The organism is Francisella-like endosymbiont, from assembly GCF_003069505.1.
In the GTDB taxonomy this organism is placed as follows: Bacteria; Pseudomonadota; Gammaproteobacteria; order Francisellales; family Francisellaceae; genus Francisella.
This window is the reverse complement of the sequence record NZ_QAPC01000007.1, coordinates 1-15,924: the sequence shown is the minus strand read 5'-3', so window position 1 is coordinate 15,924 and position 15,924 is coordinate 1. Positions and strand designations below refer to the sequence as shown.

The window sequence follows — 15,924 nt, the reverse complement described above, 5'->3', positions numbered from 1 at the left end:
CATTTACAGATATCACCAGTTTTATATAAACGTGTATAGCCTTTAGCAATATCATCTGGTGTGGCAAAAGGATTATTGATAAATTTTTCTTTAGTTAATTGTGATAAATTTAAATATCCTCTAGCTAAACCAGCACCACCTATATATAACTCACCTGGTACACCTATTGGTGTTGGTAGTAAATAATTATCTAAAATATAAAGCTTTGTATTTGATATGGGTTTGCCTATAGTTACTTTCTTGTCTGGTTCACATAGTGAATAGCTTACATCAATAGAAGCTTCAGTTGGCCCATATAAATTATATAAAGAAATATCTGGGATTAATTTATAAAAAGTATCACAAGTATTATTTTTAAGTGCTTCACCACTACAGAAAACTATTTGTAAGTTAGATTGTGAAGATTCTTTTGTAGATAAATAATTTAAGAATACATCAAGCATAGATGGGACGAAAAGTATTACAGTTATTTTTTCTTTATTTATTAATTGTATATAAATAATCACAGTTTTTATGACCTTCAGGTTTAGTAATAACTATTGCGGCACCATACCAATTAGCCCATAATAACTCCCATACAGATACATCAAAGTTATAAGGTGTTTTTTGTAATATTCTATCTTTATTAGTTAATGGATATATAGATTGCATCCATACGACTCTATTGATAATGCCTTTATGTTCTAAAGCTACACCTTTAGGTTTACCAGTAGTTCCAGAAGTGTAAATTATATAAGCTAGATTATTTGGTTGTACATTAGTGCTCAAATTATCTTTACTATAGTTTTGAAACTCTTGTAAATCTGTAGCAATAATCTCTATATCTTGAGCTACTTCACTAAGTTTATCGGTTAAATGTGCTTGAGATAGTAAAATAGTTGAATTAGTATCTTCTAAAATATATTTTGTTCTATCATTAGGGAAATCAGGTGATATAGGAACATAAGCAGCTCCTGTTTTAAGTACAGCTAATATTGATATAATCATCTCTAAGCTTCTATCTAAGTATAGAGTTATTGGAGTATCTGGCTGTAACTCTTGATTTGTTGTAGATTTATATTTAGCTGTGATATATCTAGCAAGTTGATTACTTTTTTCATTTAACTCTTTATAAGTTAGTTGTTTATCTTTAAAAACTACAGCTATATTACCTGGTGTTTTAACTACTTGATCTTCAAACAATTAATAAATGGTTTTACCTTTAGGAAAAGCTCGTTGTGTTTCATTTACTTTTTGGATAAGGTCGTTGATATTCATCATTTATATTTAACTAAAATTTTGACTAGCATAATTTTAATATAAAAAAATTTAAGTAAAACTATGATAAGGCATTTGTGATGAAAAATGTGCTACATTGATTAATATTTGAAGATTATGTTTTTATTTATTTCTATACTTTAATGCTAATATTAATACCGAAGAACAAGTTATAAGAGCAAGTAGATAACCTATAGCTAAAATCCAATCATTTTTGATTATTCCGTATAATATGCTTACTGTTTGAATAAATATAAAAATGGAAAAAGTTATTAATGAAATAGAATTGGATGATTTTGTTTTATAAATATTTATAGCTTGTGGAATAAACGCAAGAGCATTTAGCACTAATGCAAAACTGAATAACAAAAGCAATTAAATCCGTAAAATATAACATTTAGACTAGCCCTAATAATTTAAGAAATTTTAAATTTTTCCTAAAACATCAAATATAGCTTCTGCTGCCTCAGATCTTTTTTTGTCTTTTTCTTCAAGCTCTTTATTTTTCTGTTCTAGTTGTTTTTGTAATTTTTTTGTTGAGTAATATCAATAGAAACCCCAACAATTCCTAAAACTTTACCATTTTCATCTCTCATAGGGGATTTTTGTGATAGAAGTGTTTGTTCTCTTTCTTCAAACAATACTTTTTCTTCAAAAATGAATGATGTATTACTTTCAATTACTTTCAAATCATTTTTATATAAATCAAGTCCAGTATTTTTCATAACACTCAACTCAGGATCTCTTTTTCCAATAGCTTCATTCATAGCTTAATCCAAGGTAATTAAGTTGGCTACGATTCATACCTACCATCTTACCAGCAGTATCTTTCCAGTAAATATTTGCATCTATAGAATTAATTACTTGCTTTAATTCATTATTTTCATTCTAAGAGAATTATTCTCACTTCTAAGTTTTTTCAATTCTTGTTTTAATTGTTTACTTTTATCTTCTAATTGACTTGACATAACCACTTTCCTATTTATCTTTGTATAATAATTTATCTATAATATAGCTGTAAAACAAGAAAAAAATAGAGCTGGCCTTAATTTCATTTTTCTTTTTTATTTAGACTTATTACTTCTGAATGGATAAATATCTAGTTTACAAGTAATCATATAACATTATTATTGGCACTATGCATAATAATATTCGTGTATGTAAGAATAAGAGTTAATAGGAAAGAAGAAATTAGTTAAAAAGTAAATCTTAGTGCATTAGACTTTTTAATTAAAAAGCTTAAAGAGCAATAATACAACAATATATAATATAATTAGCTCATTATTTCGATAAATATATAGATTATTCCACGATTAGGTAAGTAGATTAGTCATCAAAGTTCAAAGTACCCTATGCTATTGCTATTACATAAATTTTAGCACACTCTCTGAGACAAACATTTTTGGTATGCATAGTCCATTTATATGTATCTATTAGGTATTGGTCTATTATTAGTGAGCTTGTATTTAAGATATCTAGTATAAATGAATACTATTGCAAACTTTTACAAATAAGAAATATTCAGTTACCTTTTTGAGCTATTTTTCTATACAACTCTCTATCGGTGATGCTATGCATCCAGTGACCCTAAATAAACTATAGCAACACACTTAGTGAAGTAGTAATAAATTATAAACCAAACAAAAAGGTAAATGTCAAATACTAGTAGAGTTTATAAACCCTAATGTTGAGGTTATTTAACAAGCTATTGATTCATATATATTAAATCAAAATAAGACAAAATTATCTAGCTGGCAATTGCTTCATCATCATGGGAAAGTAGGAATAGAAAGAGCAAAAATACTTTCAAAGTGGGTGTATAGAGCGGGATATTCAGGATAATTAGAGAGTTTTTGGATAGTTTTATATATCATCATTTTTGTAGATATCAAAACAGTTAGAAACTATTGCTACTAGTCTATATAATTCTAATCAAATTGATAAAAAGCTTAGCTTATTAATAAAGAAGCAAAAATATTAGTAGGGGAAACAATACAACTAGTTCACTTAGAACTTATGTTAAAAATACGTTTAATTCTATTATTGTATATTCTAGATGGAGAGCAGCTAGATTTGAGAAATTATTTAATAATTATCTAAAAGATAGTCTTTTTACTATAGAGGAATTTGAATTAGGGATACCACTGCCTAATTCGTCTAATACTTCTTTTAATGAAATTAGAATTTATAATGGTATTAAGAGCAGGTTTTTTATGAAACCTTTCGAACCCTCTTCTAAAGGATATCAAAAGAATATAGATAATGGTATAGCTGAGGTTGTTTATGCTCAAATATGGAGTTATTTAATTGGTGAAAGAACTTCAGAATCAAGATTTGTTATTGATAATAATAAAATAATAGGAATTTGTTCAAGAGGTTTAAATGGTTTTAAAGAATATGGAAAAATGACAGATAAAGAGAAACTTGATACCAAGGGTTTAATATCTATTTTAGTTTTTGTTTATCTACTCATGGAAGACTACTTTCATATTTTTAATTACGGTCAAGCTGATTTCAATCGTGAAACTTATTTTGCAAAAATAGATCATGATTATATAGTTGTTAATTGGAAGACTATGAAAACTAAAAATAAATTTCCTATAAAAAAATAGCAAGTGTTTTAATGAAAAAGGACCTTACAGGCTTGATTAAACTTATTAGCTGCTAATTGTAGATTGAGCCCTGGTAGCAGTAATATATTCTTAGCTAAGAGCTTGCTCATACAGGGCAGAGCAAGTCTGAGTGATCACAAAAAGACAACGACATTTAATTCTCAAAGTGCTTTTTTAGGTCTAACTTAGCAACATTTAATAGTTTAAAAGAGCTTTTTAGATATTTAGGAACTGCAAAAAAAGATAATTGGAAAGAAATAATAAATAGAAATGTTTATAGTAACTTTCTGGAGGAAGTTAGTTTATATAAACAATGATAAGAAAATATCTTTAGCCAAATGTGTACATCAGTAGCATTTTTTGGAGATTATAGTCTCCATTCAAGTAATGTTGCACTGTATGGTAAAGATATTAAGATTGCAAAAATAGATGGCGGTGCAGCTTTCAGAAGTTTTGCAAAGAATTCACCTATTAATATCCTATTTCCTTATGAATATTAAGGGTGAGGAGCTCATAACGTTATTCATAAAAATTATGTAGATTATTATACCCGTATACCAGACTTTAAAATGTATTTGTCTTCTATAGCTGATCAGCATATTATCACAATCAATGAAAAATAGAGTATTGGATAAAAATCAATATCTGATATATTTTATGATAGTATTCAACAAGTTAAAAACACTTATTATAAGGCATCACAGCCAGATCTTTTTAAGAATAAAGCTTTCTCTAGCTATTTTGGTATGGATTTAAGCATTGATAAAAAGGTTCTGTCAACACAGATAGAAGGAATAATATATCGTAATATTTAGGGTTTCCAAAGAATAATAAAGGATAAAAACCTGTCCGGATTACATAAGAACTATCAAGTTAAAGATATGAATAATTTTTATAATATTCAACTAACTATTTTGCAAATTATCCTTTCTAGAGGAGCTGATATAAAATCAAAACTTGGCAAACCTTCAAACAAAGATGAAATTAAAAATTATTTAATAGAGAAATTTAAAACTGGAAATTTTTTACCAAAAGAAGAATTTTTATCTAAATTAGAATTACTGTGTGCCTCTAGTAACTTGTTATCATTTTCTTCAAAAACTGCTGATACCTTATCTTTTAGATTAAGTAGGTTACCTAGTGACGGTCCTGTTAGAATCTACCTTGGAATACAACCGACGAAACAAAAATCTCTAGTGCAGAATTAATTAAGTGCATAAAAAAAGTTTGAGTGAAGTAAATAGAAATATCGTTAAAAATATTGGATAAAAAATATAGAATTTATAAATAGGCGCATATTTAATATTTTTTTCTGATTTAAATTTATAGAAAATATTTTAGCTTTTTTAAAGAATATTATCTTATATAAAGTCACTGTAGTGATGTGATCTAGTAATTAAAAATAAAAGAAAAATAATATAAATAGGGAGAATACTCTTTATGATAATCCAAACTGTACCATTATATTGTATTATCGGAGGCATATTTTTTGGTTCATTTATTAATTAATAGTAGCAAGCCTCGAATTTAAAAATATCATTCAAGGAGTAATAACTAAATTATTTAGTAAGTTAATTAAAAAATAAATATAAAAAACTATGAATATCAAAAGTGCCTAAGAAATAAAGTAACTATTTTTCTAAATATTTTAGCTTATCTGGAACAGACGCCCAGTTACCAGCATCTTCACAAGGTTCACACTTTTCTACGATATTTGGCCAAATACCTGCTAGCTCTCTGTTAAGTTCAAGCATTTGCTCTTCATTTCCGCTTAAATCATCACTAGATTTAATCGCATTAACAGGGCACTCAGGTTCACAAAGAGCACAATCAATACATTCATCTGGGTTAATTACTAGCATATTTGGTCCTTCATAAAAACAATCCACAGGACATACTTCTACGCAGTCGCCGTATTTACATTTGATACAACTTTCAGTAACTACAAATGGCATTTTGTTAAATCCTTTCGTTTTTTACTATTTTTTTTAAAGAAACCTACAAATTATAGCATAGATATAAAAAAGGTAAATATTGTTCGTTTTGAATAACTTTTATAAACTCTTTATAAGTTTGATAATTATGCAATCAAGTTTTACGACTAAATTGAGTAGCTAAAATTAGAAATATTTATTAACAAGTGATACTATAAGCTTAATATTTTACTAGCTTTTTGGTTAAAAGAATTAAAGCTGAACTTGATCCAAGAAAACTTATTGCTGGAACAACGATATCAGTAGCTATTTTATTTTTTATTACATATCTTGTATCTATAGCTGATAGTCATAATACTTTATGTAATCCCTTTATTTCAGGTTGCTCTGATATTACTCATGCTGGATTTACTTCATATGAGAAATATATGCTCAAGGCAGTATTAATACCAACAGCAACACTGATGGCGGTGATATTCTTCTTTATCCAGCAACTGCTTGTACAAATAAGTGACTATAGCAAAGCGGTAATCAAGCAAGGTAAAGTAATACTATTTTTAGCATCAGTTGGTTGTATTGGTTTGATAATAGGTACTGCTGTGATTGATGGTCAAGATACACTTATGAATCTACATCTAAAAGCTATTGCAGTATTTTTTGTATTAATGAGTGTTTGCCAAGTGTGGTATACGATTATTGAATATAGATACTCCTCTAAGCTAAGTAAAGCTCCACTAATATTACGTAGAATAGCAATTTTAATAACAACCGCATTTTCAATATGGTCAGTATTTATGGATCAAACAACTGTTAATCATAATATTGTTGAATGGTGGGGAGTTTATGCACTTATTTTTTGGTTTTGGACATTTTCTATAACTAGAATTAAGCAGCATTCTAGCTAGCAAATTTTGATTTAGCTTTTTGGTTATCTAACAAAGTAAAAAAATATATAAGGTATTTTTTTATGTCTATCGAATCACTATTTAATTAGTGCTAATCTTGATCAGTATATCGATGCTAATTCAGTTAAGTTAGATGCTATAGCACAAAAACTTTTTGATAAAACAAAGAGTGATGAATTAAGCCATATGCTTAGCTCACCAAATCAACTACAGCTACTTAGTCTTTTGCTAAAGTTGATTAATACTAAAAAGGTCTTAGAAATAGGAGTTTTCGTGGTTTTTCTACTTTAGTAATGGCTCAAAGCTAGTATTGAAGCCTGTGATATTAGTTATGAGTATCTCAAACCATATAGGCATTTTTCTACTGCTGAAGCATAGCTTGTAGCTCCACATGTTGTTTAGAGAATATAATATCGTTGTTAGCGTCAATGTTGACAACTATTTTATCTTCAGCTTTAAACTCACCATCTAGAAGTTTCAGAGCTAAAGGATTTTCTAAGTTATTTTGAATAGCACGCTTAAGTGGTCTAGCTCCAAATATAGGGTCAAAACCAGCATCAGCTAGTTTATCCATAGCTTTAGATGTAACTTCTAAGCCAATATCTAAATCGGCTAAGCGTTTTTCTAAACGCTTAATTTGTATCTTAGCTATTTCAGTTATTATCTCTTTATTTAGTGATTCAAAGACTATAGCATCATCAACTCTATTTACAAACTCAGGTCTAAAGTGGCTAAGTACCATTTCCATTACAGCAGATTTTACTGTTTCATAGTCTTGACCTTGCATTTCTTGGATTCTATGTGAACCAAGATTTGAAGTCATTACGATCACAGTATTTTTAAAGTCTACTGTTCTGCCTTGACCATCAGTCAAGCGACCATCATCAAGCACTTGTAGCAAGATGTTAAATACATCAGCATGAGCTTTTTCAACTTCATCAAGTAAGATTACAGAGTAAGGTCTTCTTCTTACATGCTCTGTCAGATAGCCACCTTGTTCATAACCAACATATCCTGGTGGTGCACCAATTAATCTAGCCACGGAGTGTTTTTCTATAAACTCAGACATATCTACTCTAAGCATTGTATCTTGATCATCAAATAAAAACTCAGCTAAAGCTTTTGTTAGCTCTGTCTTACCAACACCTGTTGGACCTAAGAACATAAATGAGCCTATAGGTCTGTTTGGATCTGATAAGCCAGAGCGAGATCTTCTTACAGCATTAGATACTGCTCTTATCGCTTGGTCTTGACCAATTACTCTATTATGTAAGAAACTTTCCATATTAAGGAGTTTCTCTTTTTCACCCTCCATCATCTTATATACAGGTATACCAGTAGCTTTTGATACTACATCAGCAATTTCATTTTCTGTAACAGATGTTCTTACTAGTTTATTTTCAGATGGTACAATCGCTGTATCTTCTATTTGTTTAATTTGTGCCTCGATCTCTGGTATTTTACCGTACTGTAATTCTGCCATTTTGCTTAAATCACCGGCTCTTTGATATTTTTCAAGCTCAAATTTTGCTTTTTCAAGTTGTTCTTTAAGTTTACTAGCTCCTTGCATTTTAAGCTTCTCAGCTTGCCAAAGCTCTTCTAGGCCTTTATACTCTGAGTCTAGTCCTTTTATTTCTTGCTCAAGTATCTCTAAACGCTTTTTAGTAGCTTCATCTTTTTCTTTTTTTAGCTGTTCACGCTGCATTTTAAGTTGGATAATTCTACGATATAAGCTTTCCATTTTCTCTGGCTTAGAATCAATTTCCATACGGATTAAACTTGCAGCTTCATCAACTAAGTCAATAGCTTTATCTGGTAGTTGTCTATCAGTTATGTATCTATGTGATAGAGTTGCAGCACTTACGATGGCAGAATCAGTAATATTTACACCATGATGTAGCTCATATCTTTCTTTTAGCCCTCTAAGTATAGCGATAGTATCTTCAACCGTTGGCTCATCAACTAACACTTTTTGGAATCTTCTTTCTAGTGCTGGATCTTTCTCAACATACTCACGATATTCATCTAAAGTTGTTGCACCAACACACTTTAACTCGCCTCTTGCTAGCGCAGGCTTAAGCATATTGCCAGCATCCATAGAACCTTCAGATTTACCAGCACCAACAATCGTATGTAATTCATCGATAAATAAAATTACATTACCTTCTTGTTTTGCTAGTTCTTTTAATACAGATTTTAGTCTTTCTTCAAAATCGCCTCTAAACTTAGCGCCTGCTAATAAAGCTCCCATATCTAGAGATAGTACTTTTTTACCTTTGACGCCCTCTGGTACTTCATTGTTTATAATTCTTTGTGCAAGTCCTTCTACTATTGCAGTTTTACCAACACCTGGTTCACCAATTAGCACAGGATTATTCTTCGTTCTTCTTTGTAGCACTTGTATAGTTCTACGAATCTCACTATCCCTACCAATAATTGGATCTATCTTTCCTTTTTTTGCAAGATCTGTTAAATCTACTGTATATTTGTCTAATGCACCTTTCATATCTTCTTGATTTTGACTACTCACTTTTTCTCCTCCGCGATAATCATCAATTGCTTTAGTAATTTTGTCTTTTGTAATATTATATTTACTATACAGTCCGGTTAAACTTTTATCCTCTAATGAGGCTAATAAGAAAATCTCACTTGAGATAAACTCATCGTTATTTTTATTGGCAAATTCTTGCATTTTGTACAGAGTTGTAATTAGTTCTCGAGAAGGAGCTATTTTAGGATTACCTTTACCTGCTAATACTGCCACACTATCAACTAAATCATTCACAGCTTTTATAAAGCTTTGGATATTAACACCACAAACACTTAATATAGATGTAACGACACTATCATTTTGTTCTAATAATACTTTTAGTAAATGAGCTGTAGTAAACTCGGTAGCTTTTTGTTGAAAAGCATAAGATTGAGCCTCAGCTAAAGCTTCTTGCAGTTTTATTGTAAATTTGTTTATATCCATTATTTCCCCTTAAGAAAAATTATCTGCTTGTATACTTAAGGTCGCTTAATTCTTTTTCAAGAATTTATCCCAAAGATTTTAGTTAAATTATCTGTTATTAGAAGATTATTGTTGTAGCACAGCTATAACACTTTTAAAATAACTACTCTAATTATGTTTTAAGATTAATCGGTGTGCTTATGTATGCACTTATTTCATACCAAAACCATGTATATGGACAAATTACTTTTAGCAATATTTTTCTTGTACCCTATACAGTTCTACGGTTGGTATAACTGGATTAGACCTCACAACAATACCAAAGAGCAGCAGATAAAAATCAAAAAACTTACGCTATACAGTTTTCCAAAATTATTTTTGCTATAGCGATACAGTCAGCATTATGGATATTTTGTATTGCACCTGTATTTTGGATAAAATGTGGGTTTATTAGCTTATGCGATTGTAGAAGTTACATCAATAGTTGCATTTATCTTAGCAGTTCTTATATATCGTGAGCATTGGCTTTTGTGTATGACAATAGATGTTTTAACTATTTCAATCTGGATTGATAGAGTTATTGACTCTTTTATAACCATAGCAATTATCCTAGTTATTATTACAAAGTTAGTCGCACTTATAAATGCCATATATGGTTATATTAGTTGGAGAAAAATTTATAAATTTCAAAAAACATCTTAGAAAATTTTTTTAATCAGCTGGAGCAACTTTTTGTACATTTATGCTAGTTTGATAAAATATACTTACAAAATCTTCAATAGGAATTAATATGTCACTTATAAATATGACAGAAAAAGAATAAGGTACCAGTACATTTAGAAGTTGATAAAAGTGTACTTGATGAAATTCTGGAGTATTCGAAGTTAAAAAAATCTAAGTTAAGTCCGTTTACTATAGTTTTTAATAAATCTTATGTTAATTTAAATGATAGTAGCTGCTTTCATTGCTTTGACTAAACTTTTAAGTTCACTGAGCGTTTTAATTTTTATCAGCTAAATTGTTTTGGATAATTTTAATAGTAGCAGAGTCTGAGATTGCTCCTGTTGCTCCAAGCTTTTATTGCCTGTTAGACTTATTCTGGCTTTGAAATTCCAAACCATAGTATTTAGGAACATCATCCTCTTTAAGTTTTGCTAATACTTTTTCGACCGGCATATTTGCTGCGGTTTCCGTACCAGTTACTCCAACTCTTGAAAGTAAATAAGTACAACCACTACCAAGTTCTGAAATTTGTTTTAGTGTCGCTTCACTAGTGTCTGGTGGAGCTATGAATATTTATGCTATAACAACTTTCTTAGCAATATCACGGAACTCTTTTGACTCATGAGCTGGCACATCTGCTATAAGTATTGAGTCTATACCTGCCCTGCATCTAGACATTGTTTATAAAAATTCTCGATACCATTTACATAAACAAGATTTGTATATAAGAGCAATCCTATTGGGATATCTGGATAGTTTATGTCTAATTTAGCTAGAATCTCAAAACAATCATTTGGAGTAATACCGCTATCCAAAGCACGGATATTAGCTTCTTGGATTGTTGGTCGATCTGCCAAAGGATCAGAAAAAGGTATACCTAGCTCTAAAGTATCAGCACCTGATTGAATCAATATAGCATTATTAACATCAAATTCTTTTCATTACTGGTATCAGCTAAATTTTCTGCAAATAAGTTTTGTAGCTCACTATAATGGCTATCCCAAAAAGCTTTATTTTTGCCAACTACGTTTTCATAAAATCTAGATTGTGATTCGTGTATTCCTAAACTAACACCTGTACCTAGAATAGTATCATAAATATTATCACCTATATTTTGTTCATACATGGCATGACCTGTTTCATAAATGCTACCAAACAAAGAAGATGTGAAAAGATTCTCGATATAGCGCGTAGTCATTTTAACATCATATTTGTTAAAATTTAAGGGAAAGGATGAGCACTTTCTTTTAGAATACCGCTATTAAAGTTAAACCCTAGTTATTTGGCTATTTTATGAGAATACTACTTTTGTTTATTGATATTGTATGTTTTATCAATACAGCTAGTATCAACTTGCTGGGTATTTTTTCTTTTAAAGAATTATAAGAAAGGTTCTAATTTAGCCACAGTCCTTATTCATAATCATCAAGTACTACATTATACGGATACTCGTTATAGCCAATTCGCTTGATATACTTCTTCTGGTATTAAATAATCTTATCTAAATAATGGTGCAAACTTCTCAAAGTCATTATTTTTGCAAGCTTCTGTCCAGATGTCCAGATATTCTGAGCTTGTGATAGCAACTTACTGTATGAAACATATTCATCTTTAGGTATTTTACTAAGTTTATCTTTTTGGTGATTAGATAAATTATTTTTTTATTTATATCATCAAGTTTAATAAGGTTTTTATTAAATATTCTAAGCCAGTGTTTAGTTCATTACTATTAGTTATTTCATAAACCTGTTCACTAAAAAAACCAATAGCTTCAGATGTTGTATTGACTGAGTTTTTAGGGGCTTGTGTTTCTAGAGGTCCCAATGCATTGGAAAAATTGCATGATTATATTTCTTCTTTTGATATAGCTTGTCCTGAAGTATCTGGAGCTGGTTTTTGATTTCTCTCATTTTTTACCTTCGCTTGTTGCTTTCTTTCATTAGAAATAGTTCGTCTTAATAGAGTATCATATATTGGTTTTTGATGATGAATATATGTCAGCATAGATGCACTAAAGCAAGTTATCATTAATGGCAACAGCAGATGAAAATTCCAAGTCATTTCCATAACTAGGACAATACCTGTTAATGGTGCACCGACAGTTGCTGTAAATAGTGCACTCATTCCGGCTACTGCAAAAACACCAGCATCAATATTATATTGAGGAAATAGTTGAGCTGCTGATAAACCATAAGCTAGACCAAAAACAGTACCAAGAGCAATCATTGGTGCGAATATCCCGCCAGTAACGCCAGTACTATATGAGAAAATAACGCCAGCAAAACGAAGAGCAAAAAGCACTAAAAGCATATTGATTGATAAGTTATAATCAAGAGTATTTGCTATAACAATATAACCACCACCAACAGCATTTGGTGATAGGACGACACCAATACCAAAAATTATGCAAACAATTATAACTAAAGTCCAATACCTTTTTCTTGGACCTTCTGAGAAAAAGTTTGCGACTTTAATTAATGATTTATTGAATAATAGTCCAAAATAACCAAATATAATCCCTAAAACCATAAAAAGCCAAAGAGTATTTTGTGGTACTGAGCTGAAAGTCTCTACACGTATTGCAGGTGGATTGTCCATAACAGCTCTAGAGATAACAGTACTCATGATACATGCCACTATGACACATTTTATTGTCGAGACACTAAATCTGAACTTCCTATTCATCTCTTCAATTACAAAGATAATCCCAGATAGTGGAGTGTTAAAAGCAGCAGCTAGTCCAGCACCAGCTCCTGCAGAGATAACTGCATTTGCATATTTTGTAGTAAGTTTGAATCTATGAACAAAAAATTGTGCTAAGGCAGCTGCCATATGGATCGATGGACCTTCTTTACCTAAGCTTAAGCCTGATCCTAATGAGAAAAGTCCACTTGTAAACTTTACAGGCATAACTCTTTTACGTAGTTTTCGACATCCTTTTAAAGCACCTTCAACTTCATGGATACCACTACCACCGGCTTCTTTTGCAAATTTTCTGACGATAAAAATTGAAACTAACACCATGATAATAGTTAATGATATTGACATAGCGATTTCGATAAAAATGTTACTGCCGCTGAAAGAAAAAAGAATTTGCTTAATTCTAAAAATAGAATCTAAAAGTAACTGAAATGCTGTAGCTAAAAGGCCTATCATTGTACCTAATACAGCACCGGACAGTACCAACACCCAAATATGTCGATTGTTTTTATAATATGTATCTAATACCTTATTACTCATTATTAGATATAAAGGTAGTTTGCAAAGTAGGATAAATTATACATTTTTGAAAGTTTTTAAAAATAAAAAGTTAACCAAATTGCGATAAATATTGCTTAGGTGATATTTTTTGTTATTGCGTTTGCTAAATTGGCAGATTTTTTCTCATCACCAAGCACACATATACGAATTTTTATCTCTGTAGAACGACTATCAACATTACTTAAATCTATACTAATACTTTCACCTCTTTATAAAGCTTTAATTGCAGCAGTTTTAGTATTCTAGGCTTGGCTTATTAGTTTATTTTGACTATCCATCTGGATAGTTTTGATTGTAGCATTATATACACTTCTAATATCTCTAGGAACTTCAATTACATAATTACCATTTATGTAATATACAGTACCTCCTGCAACTACAGTAGCCCCTATTAAAATGGCGGCAACAGCACAACTATTAAGAGAGATAGCAATAATTATCGATATTGTGATTAAATAGAGTCTTTTGTACATTTTAAGAAGTTTTGTGCGCAATTGCTTGGATTTGATCCATTAATGTTGCAGACATTGTTTGATCGCCAAAAGTACCAAACTTAATTGTAACTTTTGAAGCGTTGTCAGTAAGCTTTTCTATTTTAACATAAAAACTCGTTGAGTCTACTTTGGTACTACCATCAATAACTGCATCCATAGAAGTAATAGATTTTTTAGTGATTATAAAATCATCATTACTTTGAATAGCTTTTAAAGTAGCATTATAAATATCTTTTAAGCCACCACTCATATTCATTGAATACTCGCCAGAGATGTACGCGGCAGTTCCACCACCAACAGCTGTACCAACAAGTAGCCAACAACTGCTTAAAGATAAGGCTGAAGTTCCTAATAATACCGCAATTAATACTTTTTTTAATTTCACAAATTTATCCTTATTTATATGTGGTAATAACATAAAATGATATTATACACGCTTTAAAATATAGTCAATTATTTATTTGCTGTAAAACAAGTTTATAACACGTTGTTTATGATGTTTAGAGAATTTATAGTTTTAGTACATTAAATTTAAAGCTATTTATTAACTACCATAATATTTCTATTCATTGAAAATAAGATGGGTTATATTTTTGATTTTTGCACTATGATTATCGATCTTTTGTGTACATTTTTACTAGTTGGGCTTTATGTTGTTGGCTGGCCTGTTGGAATAGTCGGCTTGATTATGAGTGCTGGATTATTCTGTGTGAGTGAGCTGTACGCAGATGCGATATTGCAAATAGTTTTGCTATTTAGTTTTGCATATGTCTGGTATAGTTGGTAGCTTAATTTTGGTCATAAAAACTTAGTATAACTGGTTAGTTAAAGGTTTTAGGGAGCATAGAGCTATTAGGGTTATTTGTGTCACAATTGCTTATTTAATATACACAGATTCAACAACTCCATATAATGGGGCTTTACAAGTGTTGGCATCGCTTGTATGTGTGTTTTTGGCAAGTAGGAAAATAATAGATGACAGGATGATTTGGATGGTAGTGGACTTTACTTATGTCCTTTTGTATATGTACAAAGATTTGCCTTTTGCTGCATCACTACTTATTAATATATCTAATTGTGGCAATATACGACTATATTCATTGGAAGAAGTATAATGTATAAATGCTACTAGATGCGCGCACGTACACACAGATAAATATTCATTAGAAAATTTAAATAAAGTTGCTACTGAGTGTGAAATTCACAATATAAAACTTTTGTTTGTTGCTATGTGTTTTCCTTCTTATAACTAAGATAAAAACTTTAAGTCATGAGTATAATTTTGTTATTCCTTCTTTTGGAATTTGTCCTTGGAGAGCAGATAGATATTCTAGCAATCTAATATCTCTAGATAAATCATTTAACTGAAAGCAAATATATAGGAGAGATAGGCTTAGATAAACGATTTTTAAAAATATGCGGCATCTTACATTGATCAGGTGAAAGTTTTTGAATATATCATTTAACATGATTCAATAAATGGAAAGTTATTAAACCTACATACCAGTGGAGCAGAGATGGAAGTTTTAAAATTTCTAGAAAAATAGTAAGTGCAAAAGATTTATTGTTCACTGGTATGCCGGAGATCTTGAGATAGTGGATAATTACTTGGCATTAGGAGGTTACTTTTCTATTGGTGGTGAGATTTTTTTAGTGAGCATATCAGAGAGATAACTAGAGTAATACCTTTGGATAGGATTTTGATTGAAACAGATAATCCTTCTTCATACTCATGGCCCTTACGACCAGGGCTACACACGTGCTACAATGGGTATTACAGAGGGC

Annotated in this window: 12 protein-coding genes and 6 pseudogenes; 7 read left to right on the top strand and 11 right to left on the bottom strand. The window is 30.4% G+C overall.

The genetic code is table 11. The features are described 5' to 3' along the window. The 4 genes from C9379_RS08535 to C9379_RS08525 all read right to left on the bottom strand — a co-directional run. On the bottom strand, positions 1–443 hold a 443-nt coding region (locus C9379_RS08535; protein WP_343377588.1), incomplete at its 3' end, for an AMP-binding protein. A 34-nt stretch (positions 444–477) separates the two neighbouring features. Continuing rightward, positions 478–1,182: an AMP-binding protein gene (locus tag C9379_RS08530; RefSeq protein WP_143385459.1), complete on the bottom strand. Its 705-nt coding sequence runs from the start codon at positions 1,180–1,182 to the stop codon at positions 478–480. Positions 1,183–1,380: 198 nt separating this feature from the next. Further along, positions 1,381–1,626 (bottom strand): SemiSWEET family sugar transporter, encoded by a 246-nt coding sequence (locus C9379_RS08990; RefSeq protein ID WP_425536943.1) that lies wholly within the window; start codon positions 1,624–1,626, stop codon positions 1,381–1,383. A gap of 143 nt (positions 1,627–1,769) precedes the next feature. Further along, complete coding sequence (locus C9379_RS08525) at positions 1,770–2,024, bottom strand: PAS domain-containing protein (RefSeq protein ID WP_143385461.1); 255 nt, start codon at positions 2,022–2,024, stop codon at positions 1,770–1,772. 1,446 nt (positions 2,025–3,470) lie between these two features. Here C9379_RS08525 and C9379_RS08520 point away from each other — a divergent pair. The 3 genes from C9379_RS08520 to C9379_RS08510 all read left to right on the top strand — a co-directional run bounded on the left by C9379_RS08520 (position 3,471) and on the right by C9379_RS08510 (position 5,077). Next, positions 3,471–3,869 carry a hypothetical protein gene (locus tag C9379_RS08520; RefSeq protein WP_143385462.1) on the top strand — a complete coding sequence of 133 codons (399 nt, stop codon included), beginning with the start codon at positions 3,471–3,473 and terminating at the stop codon, positions 3,867–3,869. Positions 3,870–4,207: 338 nt separating this feature from the next. Continuing rightward, entirely contained in the window at positions 4,208–4,369 is a 162-nt protein-coding gene (locus C9379_RS08515) for a hypothetical protein (protein ID WP_318263506.1), read from the top strand. 381 nt (positions 4,370–4,750) lie between these two features. Then, positions 4,751–5,077, top strand: a complete 327-nt coding sequence (locus C9379_RS08510; RefSeq protein ID WP_143385463.1) for a hypothetical protein — start codon at positions 4,751–4,753, stop codon at positions 5,075–5,077. Between the two features lie 423 nt (positions 5,078–5,500). On the opposite strand, the gene fdxA is transcribed toward C9379_RS08510, so the two are convergent. After that, complete coding sequence (fdxA, locus tag C9379_RS08505) at positions 5,501–5,824, bottom strand: ferredoxin FdxA (RefSeq protein ID WP_143385464.1); 324 nt, start codon at positions 5,822–5,824, stop codon at positions 5,501–5,503. Positions 5,825–6,054: 230 nt separating this feature from the next. Between fdxA and C9379_RS08500 the strand changes: the two genes are divergently transcribed. Next, positions 6,055–6,708, top strand: a complete 654-nt coding sequence (locus C9379_RS08500; RefSeq protein WP_318263510.1) for a Frag1/DRAM/Sfk1 family protein — start codon at positions 6,055–6,057, stop codon at positions 6,706–6,708. Positions 6,709–6,770: 62 nt separating this feature from the next. Beyond that, a pseudogene (locus C9379_RS08495) lies at positions 6,771–7,068 on the top strand (class I SAM-dependent methyltransferase); the annotation flags it as partial. Position 7,069: 1 nt separating this feature from the next. On the opposite strand, the gene clpB reads toward C9379_RS08495, so the two are convergent. Next, complete coding sequence (clpB, locus tag C9379_RS08490; RefSeq protein WP_143385466.1) at positions 7,070–9,682, bottom strand: ATP-dependent chaperone ClpB; 2,613 nt, start codon at positions 9,680–9,682, stop codon at positions 7,070–7,072. Between the two features lie 149 nt (positions 9,683–9,831). Here clpB and pnuC point away from each other — a divergent pair. Beyond that, positions 9,832–10,363 (top strand): annotated as a pseudogene (gene pnuC / locus C9379_RS08985) (nicotinamide riboside transporter PnuC); the annotation flags it as partial. A 239-nt stretch (positions 10,364–10,602) separates the two neighbouring features. Here the strand turns inward: pnuC and trpA are convergent. From trpA to C9379_RS08460, 5 genes and pseudogenes are all read right to left on the bottom strand, one after another. Continuing rightward, positions 10,603–11,295, bottom strand: a pseudogene (trpA, locus tag C9379_RS08480) (tryptophan synthase subunit alpha); the annotation flags it as partial. A 23-nt stretch (positions 11,296–11,318) separates the two neighbouring features. Beyond that, positions 11,319–12,294, bottom strand: a pseudogene (locus tag C9379_RS08475) (gluzincin family metallopeptidase); the annotation flags it as partial. After that, positions 12,230–13,624 (bottom strand): H(+)/Cl(-) exchange transporter ClcA, encoded by a 1,395-nt coding sequence (gene clcA, locus C9379_RS08470; protein ID WP_318263508.1) that lies wholly within the window; start codon positions 13,622–13,624, stop codon positions 12,230–12,232. The pseudogene C9379_RS08475 and the gene clcA, both read right to left, overlap by 65 nt. A 95-nt stretch (positions 13,625–13,719) precedes the next feature. After that, positions 13,720–14,118, bottom strand: a pseudogene (locus C9379_RS08465) (DUF3568 family protein). A 1-nt stretch (position 14,119) separates the two neighbouring features. Then, the gene (locus C9379_RS08460) at positions 14,120–14,524 is read right to left on the bottom strand and encodes a DUF3568 family protein (protein ID WP_143385468.1); all 405 of its coding nucleotides are present in this window, start codon (positions 14,522–14,524) and stop codon (positions 14,120–14,122) included. 195 nt (positions 14,525–14,719) lie between these two features. On the opposite strand from C9379_RS08460, the pseudogene C9379_RS08980 reads away from it, so the two are divergent. Next, positions 14,720–15,261, top strand: a pseudogene (locus C9379_RS08980) (nicotinamide mononucleotide transporter family protein). Positions 15,262–15,924: the final 663 nt, after the last annotated feature.